Source organism: Ruminococcus sp. CAG:330 (genome assembly GCF_000437175.1).
GTDB lineage: Bacteria > Bacillota > Clostridia > Oscillospirales > Ruminococcaceae > Ruminococcus_C.
This window is the reverse complement of the sequence record NZ_FR898089.1, coordinates 149,256-163,489: the sequence shown is the minus strand read 5'-3', so window position 1 is coordinate 163,489 and position 14,234 is coordinate 149,256. Positions and strand designations below refer to the sequence as shown.

Annotated in this window: 17 protein-coding genes; 5 read left to right on the top strand and 12 right to left on the bottom strand. The window is 48.5% G+C overall.

Annotated elements, in window-relative coordinates:
* Nucleotides 1-140: 140 nt before the first annotated feature.
* On the bottom strand, nucleotides 141-803 hold the full coding sequence (locus QZL66_RS10965) for a cohesin domain (RefSeq protein ID WP_022411764.1): 663 nt from the start codon (nucleotides 801-803) through the stop codon (nucleotides 141-143).
* Nucleotides 800-1,072, bottom strand: coding sequence for a hypothetical protein (locus tag QZL66_RS10960; protein WP_022411763.1), 273 nt, complete (start codon nucleotides 1,070-1,072; stop codon nucleotides 800-802). The genes QZL66_RS10965 and QZL66_RS10960 overlap by 4 nt, the downstream gene beginning before the upstream one ends.
* Before the next feature lie 207 nt (nucleotides 1,073-1,279).
* Between QZL66_RS10960 and QZL66_RS10955 the strand changes: the two genes are divergently transcribed.
* From QZL66_RS10955 to QZL66_RS10935, 5 genes are all read left to right on the top strand, one after another.
* Complete coding sequence (locus QZL66_RS10955) at nucleotides 1,280-2,014, top strand: TVP38/TMEM64 family protein (RefSeq protein ID WP_293615101.1); 735 nt, start codon at nucleotides 1,280-1,282, stop codon at nucleotides 2,012-2,014.
* Nucleotides 2,007-2,312, top strand: a complete 306-nt coding sequence (locus QZL66_RS10950; protein ID WP_022411761.1) for a hypothetical protein — start codon at nucleotides 2,007-2,009, stop codon at nucleotides 2,310-2,312. The genes QZL66_RS10955 and QZL66_RS10950 overlap by 8 nt, the downstream gene beginning before the upstream one ends.
* Before the next feature lie 22 nt (nucleotides 2,313-2,334).
* Complete coding sequence (locus QZL66_RS10945; RefSeq protein WP_022411760.1) at nucleotides 2,335-3,777, top strand: AAA family ATPase; 1,443 nt, start codon at nucleotides 2,335-2,337, stop codon at nucleotides 3,775-3,777.
* 291 nt (nucleotides 3,778-4,068) lie between these two features.
* Nucleotides 4,069-5,316: an ammonium transporter gene (locus QZL66_RS10940; protein ID WP_022411759.1), complete on the top strand. Its 1,248-nt coding sequence runs from the start codon at nucleotides 4,069-4,071 to the stop codon at nucleotides 5,314-5,316.
* A gap of 18 nt (nucleotides 5,317-5,334) precedes the next feature.
* Nucleotides 5,335-5,697: a P-II family nitrogen regulator gene (locus QZL66_RS10935; protein WP_293615098.1), complete on the top strand. Its 363-nt coding sequence runs from the start codon at nucleotides 5,335-5,337 to the stop codon at nucleotides 5,695-5,697.
* Nucleotides 5,698-5,776: 79 nt separating this feature from the next.
* Here QZL66_RS10935 and QZL66_RS10930 read toward each other — a convergent pair whose 3' ends face one another.
* The 10 genes from QZL66_RS10930 to QZL66_RS10885 form a co-directional block, all read right to left on the bottom strand.
* A complete protein-coding gene (locus QZL66_RS10930) occupies nucleotides 5,777-6,664 on the bottom strand; it encodes a radical SAM protein (protein ID WP_022411757.1) in 888 nt (295 codons plus the stop codon).
* On the bottom strand, nucleotides 6,661-7,812 hold the full coding sequence (gene nspC, locus QZL66_RS10925) for a carboxynorspermidine decarboxylase (RefSeq protein WP_022411756.1): 1,152 nt from the start codon (nucleotides 7,810-7,812) through the stop codon (nucleotides 6,661-6,663). The genes QZL66_RS10930 and nspC overlap by 4 nt, the downstream gene beginning before the upstream one ends.
* 137 nt (nucleotides 7,813-7,949) lie before the next feature.
* Nucleotides 7,950-8,309: a DUF4288 domain-containing protein gene (locus QZL66_RS10920; protein WP_022411755.1), complete on the bottom strand. Its 360-nt coding sequence runs from the start codon at nucleotides 8,307-8,309 to the stop codon at nucleotides 7,950-7,952.
* A 12-nt stretch (nucleotides 8,310-8,321) separates the two neighbouring features.
* The gene (locus QZL66_RS10915) at nucleotides 8,322-9,524 is read right to left on the bottom strand and encodes a saccharopine dehydrogenase family protein (protein WP_022411754.1); all 1,203 of its coding nucleotides are present in this window, start codon (nucleotides 9,522-9,524) and stop codon (nucleotides 8,322-8,324) included.
* Between the two features lie 40 nt (nucleotides 9,525-9,564).
* Complete coding sequence (locus QZL66_RS10910; RefSeq protein ID WP_293615094.1) at nucleotides 9,565-10,359, bottom strand: YwqG family protein; 795 nt, start codon at nucleotides 10,357-10,359, stop codon at nucleotides 9,565-9,567.
* A 93-nt stretch (nucleotides 10,360-10,452) separates the two neighbouring features.
* Nucleotides 10,453-11,316 carry a polyamine aminopropyltransferase gene (gene speE / locus QZL66_RS10905; RefSeq protein WP_022411752.1) on the bottom strand — a complete coding sequence of 288 codons (864 nt, stop codon included), beginning with the start codon at nucleotides 11,314-11,316 and terminating at the stop codon, nucleotides 10,453-10,455.
* Between the two features lie 30 nt (nucleotides 11,317-11,346).
* Nucleotides 11,347-11,823, bottom strand: coding sequence for a pyridoxamine 5'-phosphate oxidase family protein (locus QZL66_RS10900; protein ID WP_022411751.1), 477 nt, complete (start codon nucleotides 11,821-11,823; stop codon nucleotides 11,347-11,349).
* Nucleotides 11,824-11,835: 12 nt separating this feature from the next.
* Entirely contained in the window at nucleotides 11,836-12,525 is a 690-nt protein-coding gene (locus QZL66_RS10895) for an EcsC family protein (protein WP_022411750.1), read from the bottom strand.
* Nucleotides 12,526-12,578: 53 nt separating this feature from the next.
* Nucleotides 12,579-13,121, bottom strand: a complete 543-nt coding sequence (locus QZL66_RS10890) for a nitroreductase family protein (RefSeq protein WP_022411749.1) — start codon at nucleotides 13,119-13,121, stop codon at nucleotides 12,579-12,581.
* A 358-nt stretch (nucleotides 13,122-13,479) separates the two neighbouring features.
* Nucleotides 13,480-14,234 (bottom strand): class I SAM-dependent methyltransferase (locus tag QZL66_RS10885; protein ID WP_293615091.1); only part of this gene is annotated, 755 nt, incomplete at its 5' end.

The following is a 14,234-nucleotide window of genomic DNA, read 5'->3' as shown; positions in this document are numbered from 1 at the left end:
CGGAAAAAGCTCCTGCCAGAAATGTGTTTGTTTTGGCAGGAGCTTCTTTTTGCAGGGTTCTGTAGAATAACAAAAACGGAGCACCGCTTTTTCTGAAAGCTGCGCTCCGCTGTTTTTGCTTTTGGGAAAATATGCGATGCTTAGTTGGTTTCCAGACTGATGATATCGGAACAATCGTCGCCTACCACTGCGCTGACATATTCCAGTGCATTGCTGTCAAAGCGTGCCTGGAAAATCAGAGCAACCAGACCCGGGTTGTCCGAGATGCTGAACCGAACTGTGACTTCGTCGCCCTGCTTTGCCTGCACGCTGTCACCGCTGATGGTGAATGTGCCGGACTGTGCAGAACCAGTGCTCTCCGGTGTTGCATCGCCTACGGTGATACATGCCGGAATGAAGTCTGCCTTTACGCTCTTTGCTGCATAGTTTGCAAAGTCACAGCTACCTCCGGAAACCTCATAGTTGCCGTCTGGGGCATCGTCCTTGACACGGAAGGTGATGTCGATGAAATCCCCGTTGAATACATAGTCCTCACCCAGAGACATGTCCATCCAGTAGCCCTGGAACGTCTTCATGCTCGGTGTGTAGCTGCTGCCGCCATTTGTGCTGGAATTTCCGCCGTTGCTGCTGTTTCCATCGCTGCCATTGCTGTTGCCGCTGTTGGACGCATTGCCGGAATTTCCGCCATTGCTGGTATTGCCGCTGCTGCTGTTTCCGCCATTGCTGCCGCTCTCGACAACGACGGCTTCCGTCACTGTTTCCCCGTTTGCATCAGTTACCGGCTCGCCGGCAGCATCTGTCACGTCACAACCACATAGGAAGTAGCAGTCTGACCGCCGTTGCTGGAAGCATCGCCGCTTTCCGTTGCATCTGTTGCGCTCATTGCGCTGCCTGTAGAATTATCCAGAATGGTGAACTTCATATCCTGCTTCATATCCGAATACAGGGAGGAAGCCTCTTCTGGTGTCAGTGAAGATTCTTCTTTTTTGGTGCTGTTGCCGCATGCGCCGCACGTTACCCCAACCGCACAGATCAGCAGGCAGGCAATCATTCTCGAATGTAAAGATTTCATAAACCAAAATCCTTTCTATAAAGATTTGCATTTTTTATTATACACGTTTTTGACGGCTATGTCAAGGGCTTTTGTAAAAATGTCATAAATCAGCGAAAAAAAGACTTGCAATTTTGGATAAATAGGGGTATACTGTTAGAAAGGGATCTGGGAAATTACAAAAGACAAAACCGAGGAATTCGTTCTTGGGACAGGAAGTAAATTGAGGTGATCTCTGTGAAGAAGAAAAAGCGTTCTTGGAAATTTTCGAAGAAGTCCATTTGGATGGCAATCGCAGTGGTGCTGATCTGCGTTGCGGTTTCTGTGGCAATGATTCCGCTGATCCGTCTGCTCTCCAGCGAAGCGGGACAGCAGCTGATCGTGCAGAAGATGGAGTCGTTTGGAATCTTTGCACCGCTTCTGTTTGTGCTGCTGCAGGTGATACAGGTGGTAATTGCAGTCATTCCGGGCGGGCCGGTTCCCATCATCGGCGGCGTGCTGTTCGGTGAGTGGGGTGCGCTGGCACTTTGTCTGGCGGGGTTCTTTCTGGGAACTGTACTGGTGTACTATCTGGTGCAGTGGGTCGGAAAACCGCTGGTGGATCGTTTCGTATCAGAAAAGCATTTTCAGAAGTTCGATTTTTTGAAAAACGGCAAGCGTTTGGAATTGATCGTATTTCTGGTGTTTTTGCTGCCGGGGCTGCCGAAGGATGCACTGACCTATCTGGTGTCATTCGATTCCAAGATCAAACCGCTGCATCTCTTTCTGCTGACCACGCTGGGGAGAGCGCCAGCGACGGCACTGACCATTTTTGCAGGGAAAAATCTCTGGGACGGCAATTATAAAATGGCGCTGATTTTTCTGGCAGCTATGATTGTGCTCTGTGCAGCCGGCTTTGTCGTCAAGAAAAAAATCGATGCCCGTGCTAAGCGTCGGGCGGAAAAGGAGAAAAAATATGAATAATCGTCAGAATTACGAGGAGAAACTGGAAGTACTGCTTCGCTTGCTGGAGGAAATGCAGAAAGATCAGGCATACCTGATGCAGGCGCTGGGCAATTTGGAAAAAATCCCGTCCGGTTCTATACCGGGGGATATTGCAGGACAGGCAAAGGCAGCTGCGGTTGGAAAACTGGTAAAAAGCAGAGAAAAGACCAATCAGGAGCTGCTGAAAATCTATCGCCGGATGTACGAGGACTTGAGAAACGATTTCGCATCGCAGTCAGAAACAGAGAAAAACACAGCCGGCACTCACGCCGATTAAAAGAGAAAGAGGAACAACATTCATGGCAGAATCGAACTTGCAGCGAAAGCTGGCATACCTGAATACCCTGTACGAAATCTATCAGGAACAGGGAATCCGTGTGACCGGCAGCCAGATGACCAACACAGAATACGCCCAATTTGCCTATTTGAAATACCTGCTATTTCTTGCCAATCAGGATCGCATCATTACAGAGGAAGAGGTTACATACTGTAATGTCTGCCTGCAAAAGAACCTGACTCGTCCGGCAGTGGAGCGCTTTTTGGCGCAGTATACCATCTCGTTTTCCGGTGTGACGGATGCTTTGCTCGCTCTGCTCTCGGTGACGATTCGTGCAGATCTCGCCGGAAACCACGCAGATGGCAGCGTTTCTCTCCTGCTGATTGAAACAGTTGAGCAAATGGGAACGCAGTTCTCTGCTCCGGAGGAATCAACTCACGCCCAGCAGATGATTCTGTTGCACTCGCTGTTGCAGCAGCTGTACCACTATCGCTCAGCAGCAATACAGGAGTGGCATGATGTCAAGAGAAATTGTGCTGCCAGAGTTCCGGCGGATTTCGTGGAACAGGAGGACATTCCGCCAATTCCCGTGGAAAAGGAGCCGGAACTGACTGAGGCCTCTGTGGAGGATGCGCCTACAGAAACGCTGGAAGAACTGATGGAACAACTGCATCAGCTGACCGGCTTGCAGGCTGTGAAAAAGGAACTGGACGGTTTGATCAATCTGCTGAAGATTCGTCAGCTGCGGCAGCAGCGAAACTTGCCGATGCCGCAGACTTCTCTGCACATGGTCTTTTCCGGCAATCCCGGCACCGGAAAGACTACCGTGGCACGCCTGCTTGCGAAAATTTACGCACGTCTTGGCGTTTTGAAAAAGGGGCATTTGGTGGAAGCCGATCGTTCGTCTCTTGTCAGCGGTTATGTAGGGCAGACGGCAATCAAGACCAAAAAGGTGCTGGATCGTGCGCTGGGAGGCGTTCTATTCATTGATGAAGCCTATGCGCTGACAGCATCCTCCGGCAGCAATGACTTTGGTATGGAGGCAGTCAATACGCTGCTCAAAGAGATGGAGGATCATCGGGACGATCTCATTGTCATCGTTGCCGGCTACCCCAAGGAGATGGAGCAGTTTCTGGACTCTAATTCCGGACTGCGCTCACGCTTCCGGCAGATCATCTTTTTTGCAGATTATACGCCGGAGGAGCTCCTGCACATTTTCGAGGGTATTTGCCAGACCTATGCGCTGCAAATGACGCCGGAGGCACGTGCGCATGTTGCCAGCTATTTTGAAAAGCGCAGCCAGGAGGCAGGGGAAAACTTTGCCAATGCACGGGACGTGCGGAATTACTTCGAATTTGCCCTGACCAACCAGGCAGATCGTCTTGCGGCAGTGACAGAACCGATTTCGGATGAGATGCTTTTGACGCTGACGCTGGAGGATGTCACCAGCATTTCACTAACGTGATTGCAAAATAAATAATATTTTTACAAATTATTATTTTCCAGTTAATATTACGACTGTATACTAGTTCATGTAAGAAAGAATTCCGTCAAATGGATTCCCTTCGAATACGGAACAATGGTGTCCCGTACAGCACAGTTGCTGCACGTGGGCACTTTTTTTGTGTCCTCCAGCGATTGTTTTCGGGGCGATGGAAACAATGGGGTTGCCAAATTGAATCCGCAGGAAACGACAGTTTTCTTCAATTCACTCGTATGGAACAGAATGGATTACAATTGGGAGGACGAAAGTATTATGGATTCGGGAAGCATTGGTTTTGTGATGATTTGTGCCGCATTTGTGTTTTTTATGACCCCCGGCTTGTCGTATTTTTACGGCGGTCTGGTTCGTCGGAAGAACGCAGTCAATACGATGTTCGCTTCAGTGATCACCATCGGTACCGGCATCGTGATGTGGGTTTTGTTTGGATATTCTCTGTCGTTCGGCACAGACCACTTTGGAATCATCGGTGATCTGAGCTGGCTGGGACTGGAAGGTGTTTCGAAAACAGAGGCATATGTGGAAGGGCAATCGATTCCGAATTTGGTATTCTGCCTGTTCCAGATGATGTTTGCTGTGATTACGCCGGCGCTGATCACAGGTTCTGTTGGTGGCAGAATGAAATTCAAGTCGCTGTTCTTCTTTATCGTGTTCTGGAGCATCTTGGTATATTATCCCATGGCACATATGGTTTGGGCAGACGGCGGATTTTTGGCGAAGATCGGCTCGGTAGACTTTGCCGGCGGTAACGTGGTTCACATCAGTTCCGGTGTCACTGCGCTGGTGCTCTGCATCCTGCTTGGCAAACGGTATGACCATGAGCGGGCAAACTATAAGATTCACAACATTCCTTTTGTGGCAATGGGGGCCTTTATTTTGATGTTCGGCTGGTTCGGCTTCAATGCCGGTTCTGCACTGGCTGCGGACGGTCTGGCAGCACACGCATTTGTGACTACCGCTGTTTCGGCTGCTGGCGGTATGCTCTCGTGGATGCTGTGCGATGTAATCATGAACATGAAGCCGACTTTCGTTGGCGCAAGTACCGGTCTGGTTGCCGGTCTGGTCGGCATCACACCGGGCGCAGGTTTCGTTCCGATCTGGGCGGCTGTCATCATCGGTCTGACCACCTCGCCGATCTGCTACTTCATGGTGTCCGTAGTAAAGCGGAAGCTGGGCTATGACGATGCGCTGGATGCGTTTGGCTGCCACGGCGTTGGCGGGATCTGGGGCGGCATCTGCACCGGACTGTTTTGTCGGGCATCCATCAATGACATCGGTCAGGGCAACGGCTTGTTCTTTGGTGATGTAAAACTGTTCCTGATGCAGCTGGCGAGCATTTTGGTAACTATCGCAGTTGCTGTTGCTGGCACATTCATCTGCTACTTCCTGACCAAGCTGGTGAGCGGCGGTTCGATTCGTGTCACGGAGCGGGAGGAACGTGTTGGACTGGATCGTTCGGAACACGGCGAAGCAGCATACCCCTCCTTTAACGGCTTAGACTAAACAGAAAGGTGAAACAGCATGATTATTAAAGTAGAAGCGATGATTCGGGAAGAAAAACTGGAGGATGTTATGGATGCGCTGGCAGCGATGGACGTTCATGGCATGACGTGCTATCAGGTCATGGGCTGCGGTACCCAGCGGGGCTTTAAGGAGTACGCCTACGTGCGCGGTCACCAGAAGGTGGAGATCCAGATGCTCCCGAAGATCAAGATCGAAGTACTGGTTTCCTCGGAGGAGTGGGAAAAGAAGACCATCGACGCCATCCAGAAGGCAGCCTATACCGGCAATATCGGTGACGGTAAGATCTTCAGCTATGATGTGCGAGAGGCAATGCGAATCCGTACCAAGGAAACGGGTTATGATGCCATTCAGCCGGAGTAAGCAATTCTGATATTTTTGATAACGAAAATAAGCGGCAGTCCGAAAGGGCTGTCGCTTATTTTGTGGGAATCTTCTCAAATTATTGTTCTGTCCAAAAATCCGGTGTGTAACTTGCCGATGCCGACGAACGCTCCTGTCCATAGCCGTTCAGTCCCAGCTGTACAGAATGTTCCCGAACGGACTCGTATTCAAACGTGGCAATGCGACGGTTCAGATGCTTGTCCGGCAGAGATGTATCCGGTGGCGTATACTGTCCCATCAAACTCAGCAAAAACGCATCTGTGGGAAGCGTTTCCGCCAGCCAGTCCAGCAGCTGCATGGATTCTTTCCGATGCGCCGGCAAAACTAGATGCCGTACCACCAGACCGTGCTGCAGCAATTCGCCGTTCCATTTCAATTGCCCGACCTGCCGGAACATCTCCGGAATTGCTTTTGATGCAACGGTAAAATAATCCGGACAGTTTGCATATGCTCCTGATGTTTCCGGCGCATAGAATTTCAGGTCGGGGAGGTAGATATCCACTAGTCCATCCAGCATGCGCAGGATTTCCAGCGATTCGTATCCGCTGCAGTTCCAGACCACCGGAATGTGCAGTTTCGGCTTTGCTCGTTCCAGTGCCTGTACGATCCACGGAGTATAATGGCTGCCCGTCACCAGATTGATGTTGTGCGCCTGCTGTTCCTGCAATTCCAGAAAAACGTCTGCGAGCTGTTCCACAGTCACTGCTTTTCCCACAGCCTGCCGGCTGATTTTCCGGTTCTGGCAAAATACACAGCCCAGAGCACAGCCGGAAAAGAACACCGTTCCGGAACCATGTTTGCCGGAAATGCAAGGCTCCTCCCATGGGTGCAGGGCTGCTCTGGCGATTCGAATTTCCATGCCGCAGTGACAAAGCCCCACGCCTTTTTCCCGATCAGCACCGCATCGTCTGGGGCAGAGCATGCAGTGTGCCACGTCAAAACTCATGACAGCCGTCCCTCAAAATCAATGTAGCCGAACTGCTTTACCAGCTGGATTTTGCCATCCTGATAGAGCGCAATGTCTGGCAGAGGAACGCCATTGAAGGTATTGTTCTTGACCATGGAGTAAATCGCCATATCGCAGAATACCAGCTTTTCGCCTGCTTGCAGCTGATGGTCGAAAGAGTAATCTCCGATCACATCACCGGCAAGACAGGTGTTTCCGGCGAGCCGGTAGGTATAAGCCTTTTCGCCAGCTGTTCCGCTGTACAGAATGTGGGGGCGGTAGGGCATCTCCAATACATCCGGCATGTGACAGGCAGCTGAGGCATCCAGGATGGCAATGTCCATGCCGTTGTGGACCACGTCCAGCACAGTTGCCACCAGATAACCGGCATTCAGCGCCACTGCTTCTCCCGGCTCCAGATAAACCTGTACGCCGTAGGTGTCCCGTACCCGTTCAATGCAGCGCACCAGCCGTTCCACGTCATAGTCCGGACGGGTGATGTGATGTCCGCCGCCGAAGTTTACCCACTTGCATCGTTTCAGCCACTTGTCAAACTGCGGCAGCATGTGGTCGAGGGTACGCTCCAAAACGTCGGAGTTCTGTTCGCACATAGTGTGGAAGTGAATGCCGTCCAGACCGTCAAAGCCGCCCTCTTCCATCTGTTCCAGCGGTACACCCATGCGGGAACCGGAAATGCAGGGGTTGTATAGATCAGTTTCTACTTCTGCATAGCCGGGATTGATGCGAATGCCGCAGGAAATATTCCGGGTTGCATCTTGCACCTGCTGCCGGTATTTTTTCCACTGTCCAAACGAGTTGAATACAATATGGTCGCAGAGTTCCAGCAGCTGTGTGAAATCTTCCTGCGTGTAGGCAGGGGAGAACACATGCACTTCTTTCCCGAAGTGCTCTCGTCCCAGTTTTGCCTCGAATAATCCGCTGGCAGTCGTTCCGGCGAGATCGTCCCGAATCAGCGGGTAGGCGGAGAACATTGAGAACGCCTTTTGTGCCAGCAGGATCTTACAGCCGGTTCGCTGCTGGATTTGTTTCAGCAACGCGGTGTTCTTTTGCAGCAGCCGTGCATCAGTGAGATAGCAAGGCGTATGCAGATCATCAATGGGAATGTCAAATAAAGATTCAAAGTCCATTTTCAAAATTCCTTTCTTGCAAAAGAAGCGTTCTGCTTGATGCGGAACGCTTCTTCTAATTTGAGGGATTCATATTAGAACATGTTCACATAAAAATGAAATACACGTCTTAAATCAGGCTTTATTCAGTGTTTCCTTTATTTTGGATCGGGGAAATACCGCAGAGGCAGCATTTCTTCCCGTGTACAGGAATCGCTAAGAAGTTCTACCAATTTCGTTTCGGAAAACTCCGAATGATTCTGAAAGATTCTGGAATACACTTCCTGTACATCACTTTCCACGTCATCAGACTGAAAACAGTCCAGATAGTCTACAACAGTGCAATGTACAGTGTCGCCGTACATATTTCTACGCTTGTTGTCCATTGTTTGCTTTACATAGATTTCTGCCTTTTGATAAGCTTCATCAAAAGAGCCGGCATCTACTTGCAAGATAGATTCCTCGTAGAAAATCTGTTTCTTTACAGTGTATTTCAGAAGTAGTTTTACATGGTACATTGTTGTATCTCCTTAATCTACCAGCACCGGATCAAAATTCTCAGTCCACGGCAGCCCCCACTTGTTCAGTGCGTCCATGAACGGATCCGGATCGAATTCTTCTACATTATAAACGCCTGGCTTTTTCCACTTGCCGGTCATTACCAGCATTGCACCGATCATTGCCGGAACACCTGTGGTGTAGGAAACTGCCTGAGAGCCAACTTCCTTGTAGCATTCCTGATGATCGCAGACATTGTAAACGTAGTAGTTCACCGGCTTACCGTCTTTGACTCCCTGACAAATGCAGCCGATGTTGGTCTTGCCCACAGTGCGTGGACCGAGGGATGCCGGATCCGGCAGAACTGCCTTGAGGAACTGCAGGGGAACGATTTCCTTGCCCTCGAACATGATTGGTTCGATAGAAGTCATACCCACATTTTCCAGACATTTCAGGTGTGTCAGATAGCTCTGTCCGAATGTCATAAAAAAGCGGATTCTCTTGATACCCTTGATATTCAGTGCCAGAGATTCCAGTTCTTCGTGGTGCAGCAGGTACATATCCTTTTCGCCAACCTGATCGAAGTTGTATTCTCGCTTGATTTCCATAGGTTCGGTTTCCACCCATTCGCCGTTTTCGATGTAGCTGCCCTTTGCGGAAACTTCCCGAATGTTAATTTCCGGATTGAAGTTGGTAGCGAAAGGATAGCCGTGGTCACCGCCGTTGCAGTCCAGAATGTCGATATAATTGATTTCGTCAAAGTAGTGCTTCTGGGCATAAGCACAAAATACACCGGTTACACCGGGGTCAAAGCCGCTGCCCAGCAGAGCCGTAATGCCAGCCTTTTCGAAGCGTTCCCGATACGCCCACTGCCACTTGTATTCGAACTTTGCCGTATCTTCCGGTTCATAGTTCGCAGTGTCCACATAGTCCGTCTTGGTTGCAAGGCAAGCATCCATAATGGTCAGATCCTGATAGGGAAGTGCCACATTGATCACAATGTCCGGCTTTTCCTGTTCGATCAGAGCGATCAGCTGGTCTACATCATTGGCATCGACTTGTGCCGTGGTGATCTTGGTAGCCGTCTTGCCCTGCAATTCTTCCTTGAACTTGTCACACTTGGACTTGGTACGGCTGGCAATGCAGATTTCTGTAAACACTTCGCTGTTCTGGCAGCACTTGTGAATGACAACGCCTGCCACGCCGCCGGCTCCGATAATTAACGCTTTTCCCATGTTCATATACCTCCAAAAATTTAAAATTAGCGATGATGGATTAGCAGCAATCCCAGTTGTAAATGACATCCCTGAAATCGCAGTTTTTTAAGTTTTCCCGATTGATGAAAAAATTTCCGATACCGCAGTCACCCCACAATATCCTGTCCCTGTTGTCATGGTAATCACTGTCCAGCTGGAACAGCAGCACATCGTGAGAGTCACTTTCTCCACGAGGATCCCATTGCGTAAACTCAGGATAACCGCCGATCTTGTGACCGCCGCCCCAGTCTTCTCCATTTTCATCGATAAAATCATCGATATTTTCCAACAGTCTTTCCGCTTCTTCCGGATAATCCTGCTGTACCAACTCTTTGATGCGGCTTTCAAACCGATAATCACCGGAAGAAATGGTATCCACACCTGCTGAGAATGCCAGTCCATAACAGCCCCTCACCGGAAAACAGTCCTCTTCCTCAAAAGGCGTACGCTGCATCTTTCCGCAGACTTCCTCTTCCGTGACCGTCCTGTCTGGTTCTTTGAAATAGAGCACCCGAAAGGTGTCCTGCAAGGTGTTGTCATCAAAATTCAGTCCGCTGGCATCATCGTTCAGAATCCAGAATTGCAGCAGTCCCTGATGGGGGAAATCTTCCAGTGAGATCTCTGCACAATTGATCTGTGCCAGCAGCCGCAGCTGTACGCCTTCGCTGTCCTCCGGAATTTTCGCATCGCGGGGAACATAGCCGATACCGCCGACCTTGCTGTCAAACAGACTGGGCTTGGTGTCCGTCAGTTTCAGCTTCATGCAGGGGATCGCCGTCTTTTGCAGAATCTCCTCACGGATTTCTTTCACCATATTCGCACCAGAATCCGTTTTTTCGCATGTTTCGACTCTCTCCGGTACACTGTCTTTTTGTTGAAATATATCCAATAGTCCCATTTCTGCTTCCTATCGCCTGTCGTGTTCCGATTCCCGCAGCGCATCGCGAACGTTGTTCGGAATGGCAAAGCAGCCCTGATGCAGAATGGTATTGTAATATCGGGTCTTGATGCCCAGGCTGTTCCACCAGTCCGCCTGCAAATCCAGTCGGGGGTCGTACTTTTTGGACGCAAATCCAAAGAGCCAATGCCCGGAAGGGTAAGTGGGAATATGTGCCTGATACACCAGCGCAATGGGGAAGAAGCTTTTAATGCGGCTGTGGGCACGCTTCATGGCATTGGAATAGGACGTGTAGAACGTGCTCTCATGCTGATTGACCAGTATGCCGTTTCCGGTCAATGCCTTGTAGCAGTTACCATAGAACTCCTTGGTAAACAGCCCCTCGCCAACGCCGAACGGATCGGTGGAATCCACAATAATCAGATCATATTCGTTTTCCACACGGCGGACAAACCGCAGCCCATCCTGGTAGTAAATGTTGACCCTCGGGTCGTCCAGACTGCATGCCGTAAACGGCAGATACTCCTTTGCCAGATGTACTACCAACTCGTCGATTTCCACCATGTCGATCTGTTCAATGGAGGGATAGCGGCAGAGTTCCCGTACCGTGCCGCCGTCGCCGGCACCGATCACCAGAACCTTTTTGATGTTCGGGTTGGTCGCCATGGGAATGTGGGTAATCATTTCGTGGTAGATGTACTCGTCTTTTTCGGTTACCATCAGCAGTCCGTCCAGCGTCATAATACGTCCGAATTCCACAGAATCAAACACGTCGATTCGCTGAAATTCGCTCTGCACACTGGCAAGCTGTCTGTCAATGCGAATGGAGAGCCGGACGTTATCCGTGTGATTTTCGGTATACCAGATGTCCATATCAAAACTCCTTTCACTTTGCCTTTTCCATTAGGATTCCTTGACCAGTTTTCCTGTCATATGCTCCGGTGTCAGTGCAAGGCATAGCACATTCGGACGGGAATGCTGCAATTCATGTTCCAGATACGCCTTGTCGTCAGTAAACTTCTGGCAGAGATGCGTGCAGATTTCCAGTTCCTTTTCCGCATCTTTCACCGGCTGAATCCTGCCGAACACTACAACACTTTTGATATGCAGCGGCCACTGACCGTCCTCCCGATAGCCCTCGTCATGGACACAATAGGAAACCTTGTCGCATTGGGAAATGGCATCGATCTTGTGACCTGTTTTCGCTCCGTGGAAATATAGCTTGCCGTCTGCTTCGCAGTACCAGTGGTTCATGGGAATCCCATAGGGGTATCCGTCCTCGCCCAGTACAGACAAAATCCCACGTGGCGTATTTTTCAGGAGAGCAGCGCAATCCTCATCGGAGAGCTGCTGCTTCCATCTTCTCATCGGCCGGAACATGTTCATTCCTCCTTAGTGAATGTAATCAATTGTCGCTGGTGTCAGAAATGCTTTGACGGCATCCTTGGCGATGTGTCTGGTTTCTGCCAGATTGATACCGCCGTTTAAAATACCGCCCACACAGGGGATACCTTTTCCGAGATTGATGATTCCTTTTTGCCCGAATTTTGTGATGAACCGGAATCCCAGCTTCTGGTTGATTGCAACAAGCACTTTCCCCGGCAGTTTTTTCAATCCTGCCAGAGCAGCCTTGTTGGCAGCCTTTACGCCAACCTGTTTCAGGACATTGCCGAGATCGATTTTCAGCAGCGTGGCATATATCATAGTTTTGACCGCATCATCATGCAGGCTGTATCCGCCAATATAGGCGATTGCCGCAATCATTCGCACCTGAATGTACATGGAGGAGGCGAGATCGGCGGGAATGGTAATGGGAAGTGTGATAAATCCGCCCAGTCCGGTGAGAAATCCCGTTGTCGTGCACTTTGTCACCTGGTTTCGAATCAGAACATCGGCAGCTTTTTTCTGGTCGCCGTTGTACTTTTGCAGATATTCCATTCCCAGCTTGTCCGCCGGCTTGGATGTGGGCAGACCGTTGATCGCCATGTTGTATAATTTGTCCAGCGTGCGCAGTCCTTTCCGGGAACTTTCAGCTTCTTCTGCCGACATCACAACGGTGCCGGAAATACGATCTTTTACCATTTCAATTCCTCCATTTTTATTTTTCTTTTCAAGAAACTGGAATTTGCTTCATGCTAAAATCTATTTTGAATATTCGGAAAGGCATTAAACCACGCTCGTTCCTCAAAAGTTCGCTTTTGTGGTAAAGCTGGTTCTGTTTCAGCGATACCAACAGGCAAAAAACACACCAACTCAAAGTTGTCGGGGACGTTTAAGATTTGAGCCATTTGATAACCAATTTTATCTTCATCAGTAATGTGTCCCTCATACCAACAGCTCTGATATCCAAGTTCAACTATGGCTAACAACATATTTTCAATTGCAGCAGAATAATCTTGAACCGCAAAGCATTTTTCCCTGTATGCAGGTATTCTTTGTGTTAAAACGCATATCACAGCGGGAGCCGTTTCTCCAACTGGTGGATTTATAACTTTATGCAGTTTTTCCAATACGTCTTTATCATCAACTGCTATTAAACTTGTTGTTTGCTTATTACAGCCTGACGGAGCGTTCAGCCCTGCTCTCATTATTGTTATTAAATCTTCTCTGGGGACAGTATTAGATTTATATTTACCTCTATAACTATGCCTTTGGTTAATTGCTTCTATGACATTCAATTACATTACCTCCGCAAAATTCGATTTGTCAAACGATGCACATCTATAGCATCAACGTCAGCAGCCCTACTTCTTCACTACATTCAATCTCGCAATCTCCATATCCTGCGGTCCAGTCAGAGAACAACCCTTTTCTTTGGCGTACTGGATATAATTGACAATATCCGCCGTAATGCGTTCGCCGGGGCAAGAATCGGGATTCCCGGCAGTGCCTGTTCTTTTGTCATGTTGATTCTCCTTTATAAACTGGAATTTGTAACATTCTTTATAATGATGAATTTTATAGTTAATCTTCCATTAATTTTTTATCTGTGTACAAAAGAAAAGGTTTCTTATTAATCTCTGTGCTATGCTGTAATTATTTTTTAGCAACAATCAGATAACGATGAATCGTTCCCTCAATTTCTCCAGTTTCATCGATCTTCTTTTGCATTTCCAACAAAGCTTCAAAGCATTTATCAACCGAAAATCCGGGAAATTCCCATTCAATTATATGTGCAAACCAAATAAATGCACCGACATCATAGAACTTGATTGGACGATACGCTTCATTACCCTCAATAATGTGAAAGCCTGCTTTTTCAAGTATCTTCTTCTGTATGCTTAATCGTAAATCTGGAAACGGCTTCTCTGTGTTCGGAAGAACCATTTCAACCAAATTCCTGTCATTATCACATCCGACCTGTTCAGTTATAAATATACCACCATTTTTTAATAAACGATATATTTCTTTCGCATTGAAATTGCCATGTCTGTTTATTATCAGATTAAAAGTTTCATCTTTGAAGGGAATACATGATGGATCACTACAAGCTTTAAAGTTTATTCCCAAGGGTAATAATGTTTTCATGCAAAGTTCTACATTAGGCTGATACCCTTCTGTTGCAGATGTTTTATTAAAAGGGTGACCTAAGGAGAGCAAAAACTCACCGCCGCCTGTATCATAATCTAGAACATTCATGTCAGCATTTAAAAAATTCCTAACTATCTCCTCATAATTCCATGGTAAGTCTTCTTCTTCATATCTGCCATTAATATAAGAGAAATCCCAACCAGTGATGTGAGCCTTTTTTTCTTCAGATTTCCAAATTTTCTTCAACTCTTCACGCTGCA

Bases quoted from the DNA above. Each gene is read 5' to 3' on its own strand.
- QZL66_RS10915 (WP_022411754.1), bottom strand. From the start codon at position 9,524: ATGGGAAAAGCGTTAATTATCGGAGCCGGCGGCGTGGCAGGCGTTGTC.
- QZL66_RS10940 (WP_022411759.1), top strand. From the start codon at position 4,069: ATGGATTCGGGAAGCATTGGTTTTGTGATGATTTGTGCCGCATTTGTG.
- speE (WP_022411752.1), bottom strand. From the start codon at position 11,316: ATGGACATCTGGTATACCGAAAATCACACGGATAACGTCCGGCTCTCC.
- QZL66_RS10895 (WP_022411750.1), bottom strand. From the start codon at position 12,525: ATGGTAAAAGATCGTATTTCCGGCACCGTTGTGATGTCGGCAGAAGAA.
- QZL66_RS10935 (WP_293615098.1), top strand. From the start codon at position 5,335: ATGATTATTAAAGTAGAAGCGATGATTCGGGAAGAAAAACTGGAGGAT.
- QZL66_RS10930 (WP_022411757.1), bottom strand. From the start codon at position 6,664: ATGAGTTTTGACGTGGCACACTGCATGCTCTGCCCCAGACGATGCGGT.
- QZL66_RS10900 (WP_022411751.1), bottom strand. From the start codon at position 11,823: ATGTTCCGGCCGATGAGAAGATGGAAGCAGCAGCTCTCCGATGAGGAT.
- QZL66_RS10960 (WP_022411763.1), bottom strand. From the start codon at position 1,072: ATGAAATCTTTACATTCGAGAATGATTGCCTGCCTGCTGATCTGTGCG.
- QZL66_RS10950 (WP_022411761.1), top strand. From the start codon at position 2,007: ATGAATAATCGTCAGAATTACGAGGAGAAACTGGAAGTACTGCTTCGC.
- QZL66_RS10920 (WP_022411755.1), bottom strand. From the start codon at position 8,309: ATGTACCATGTAAAACTACTTCTGAAATACACTGTAAAGAAACAGATT.
- nspC (WP_022411756.1), bottom strand. From the start codon at position 7,812: ATGGACTTTGAATCTTTATTTGACATTCCCATTGATGATCTGCATACG.
- QZL66_RS10910 (WP_293615094.1), bottom strand. From the start codon at position 10,359: ATGGTGAAAGAAATCCGTGAGGAGATTCTGCAAAAGACGGCGATCCCC.
- QZL66_RS10945 (WP_022411760.1), top strand. From the start codon at position 2,335: ATGGCAGAATCGAACTTGCAGCGAAAGCTGGCATACCTGAATACCCTG.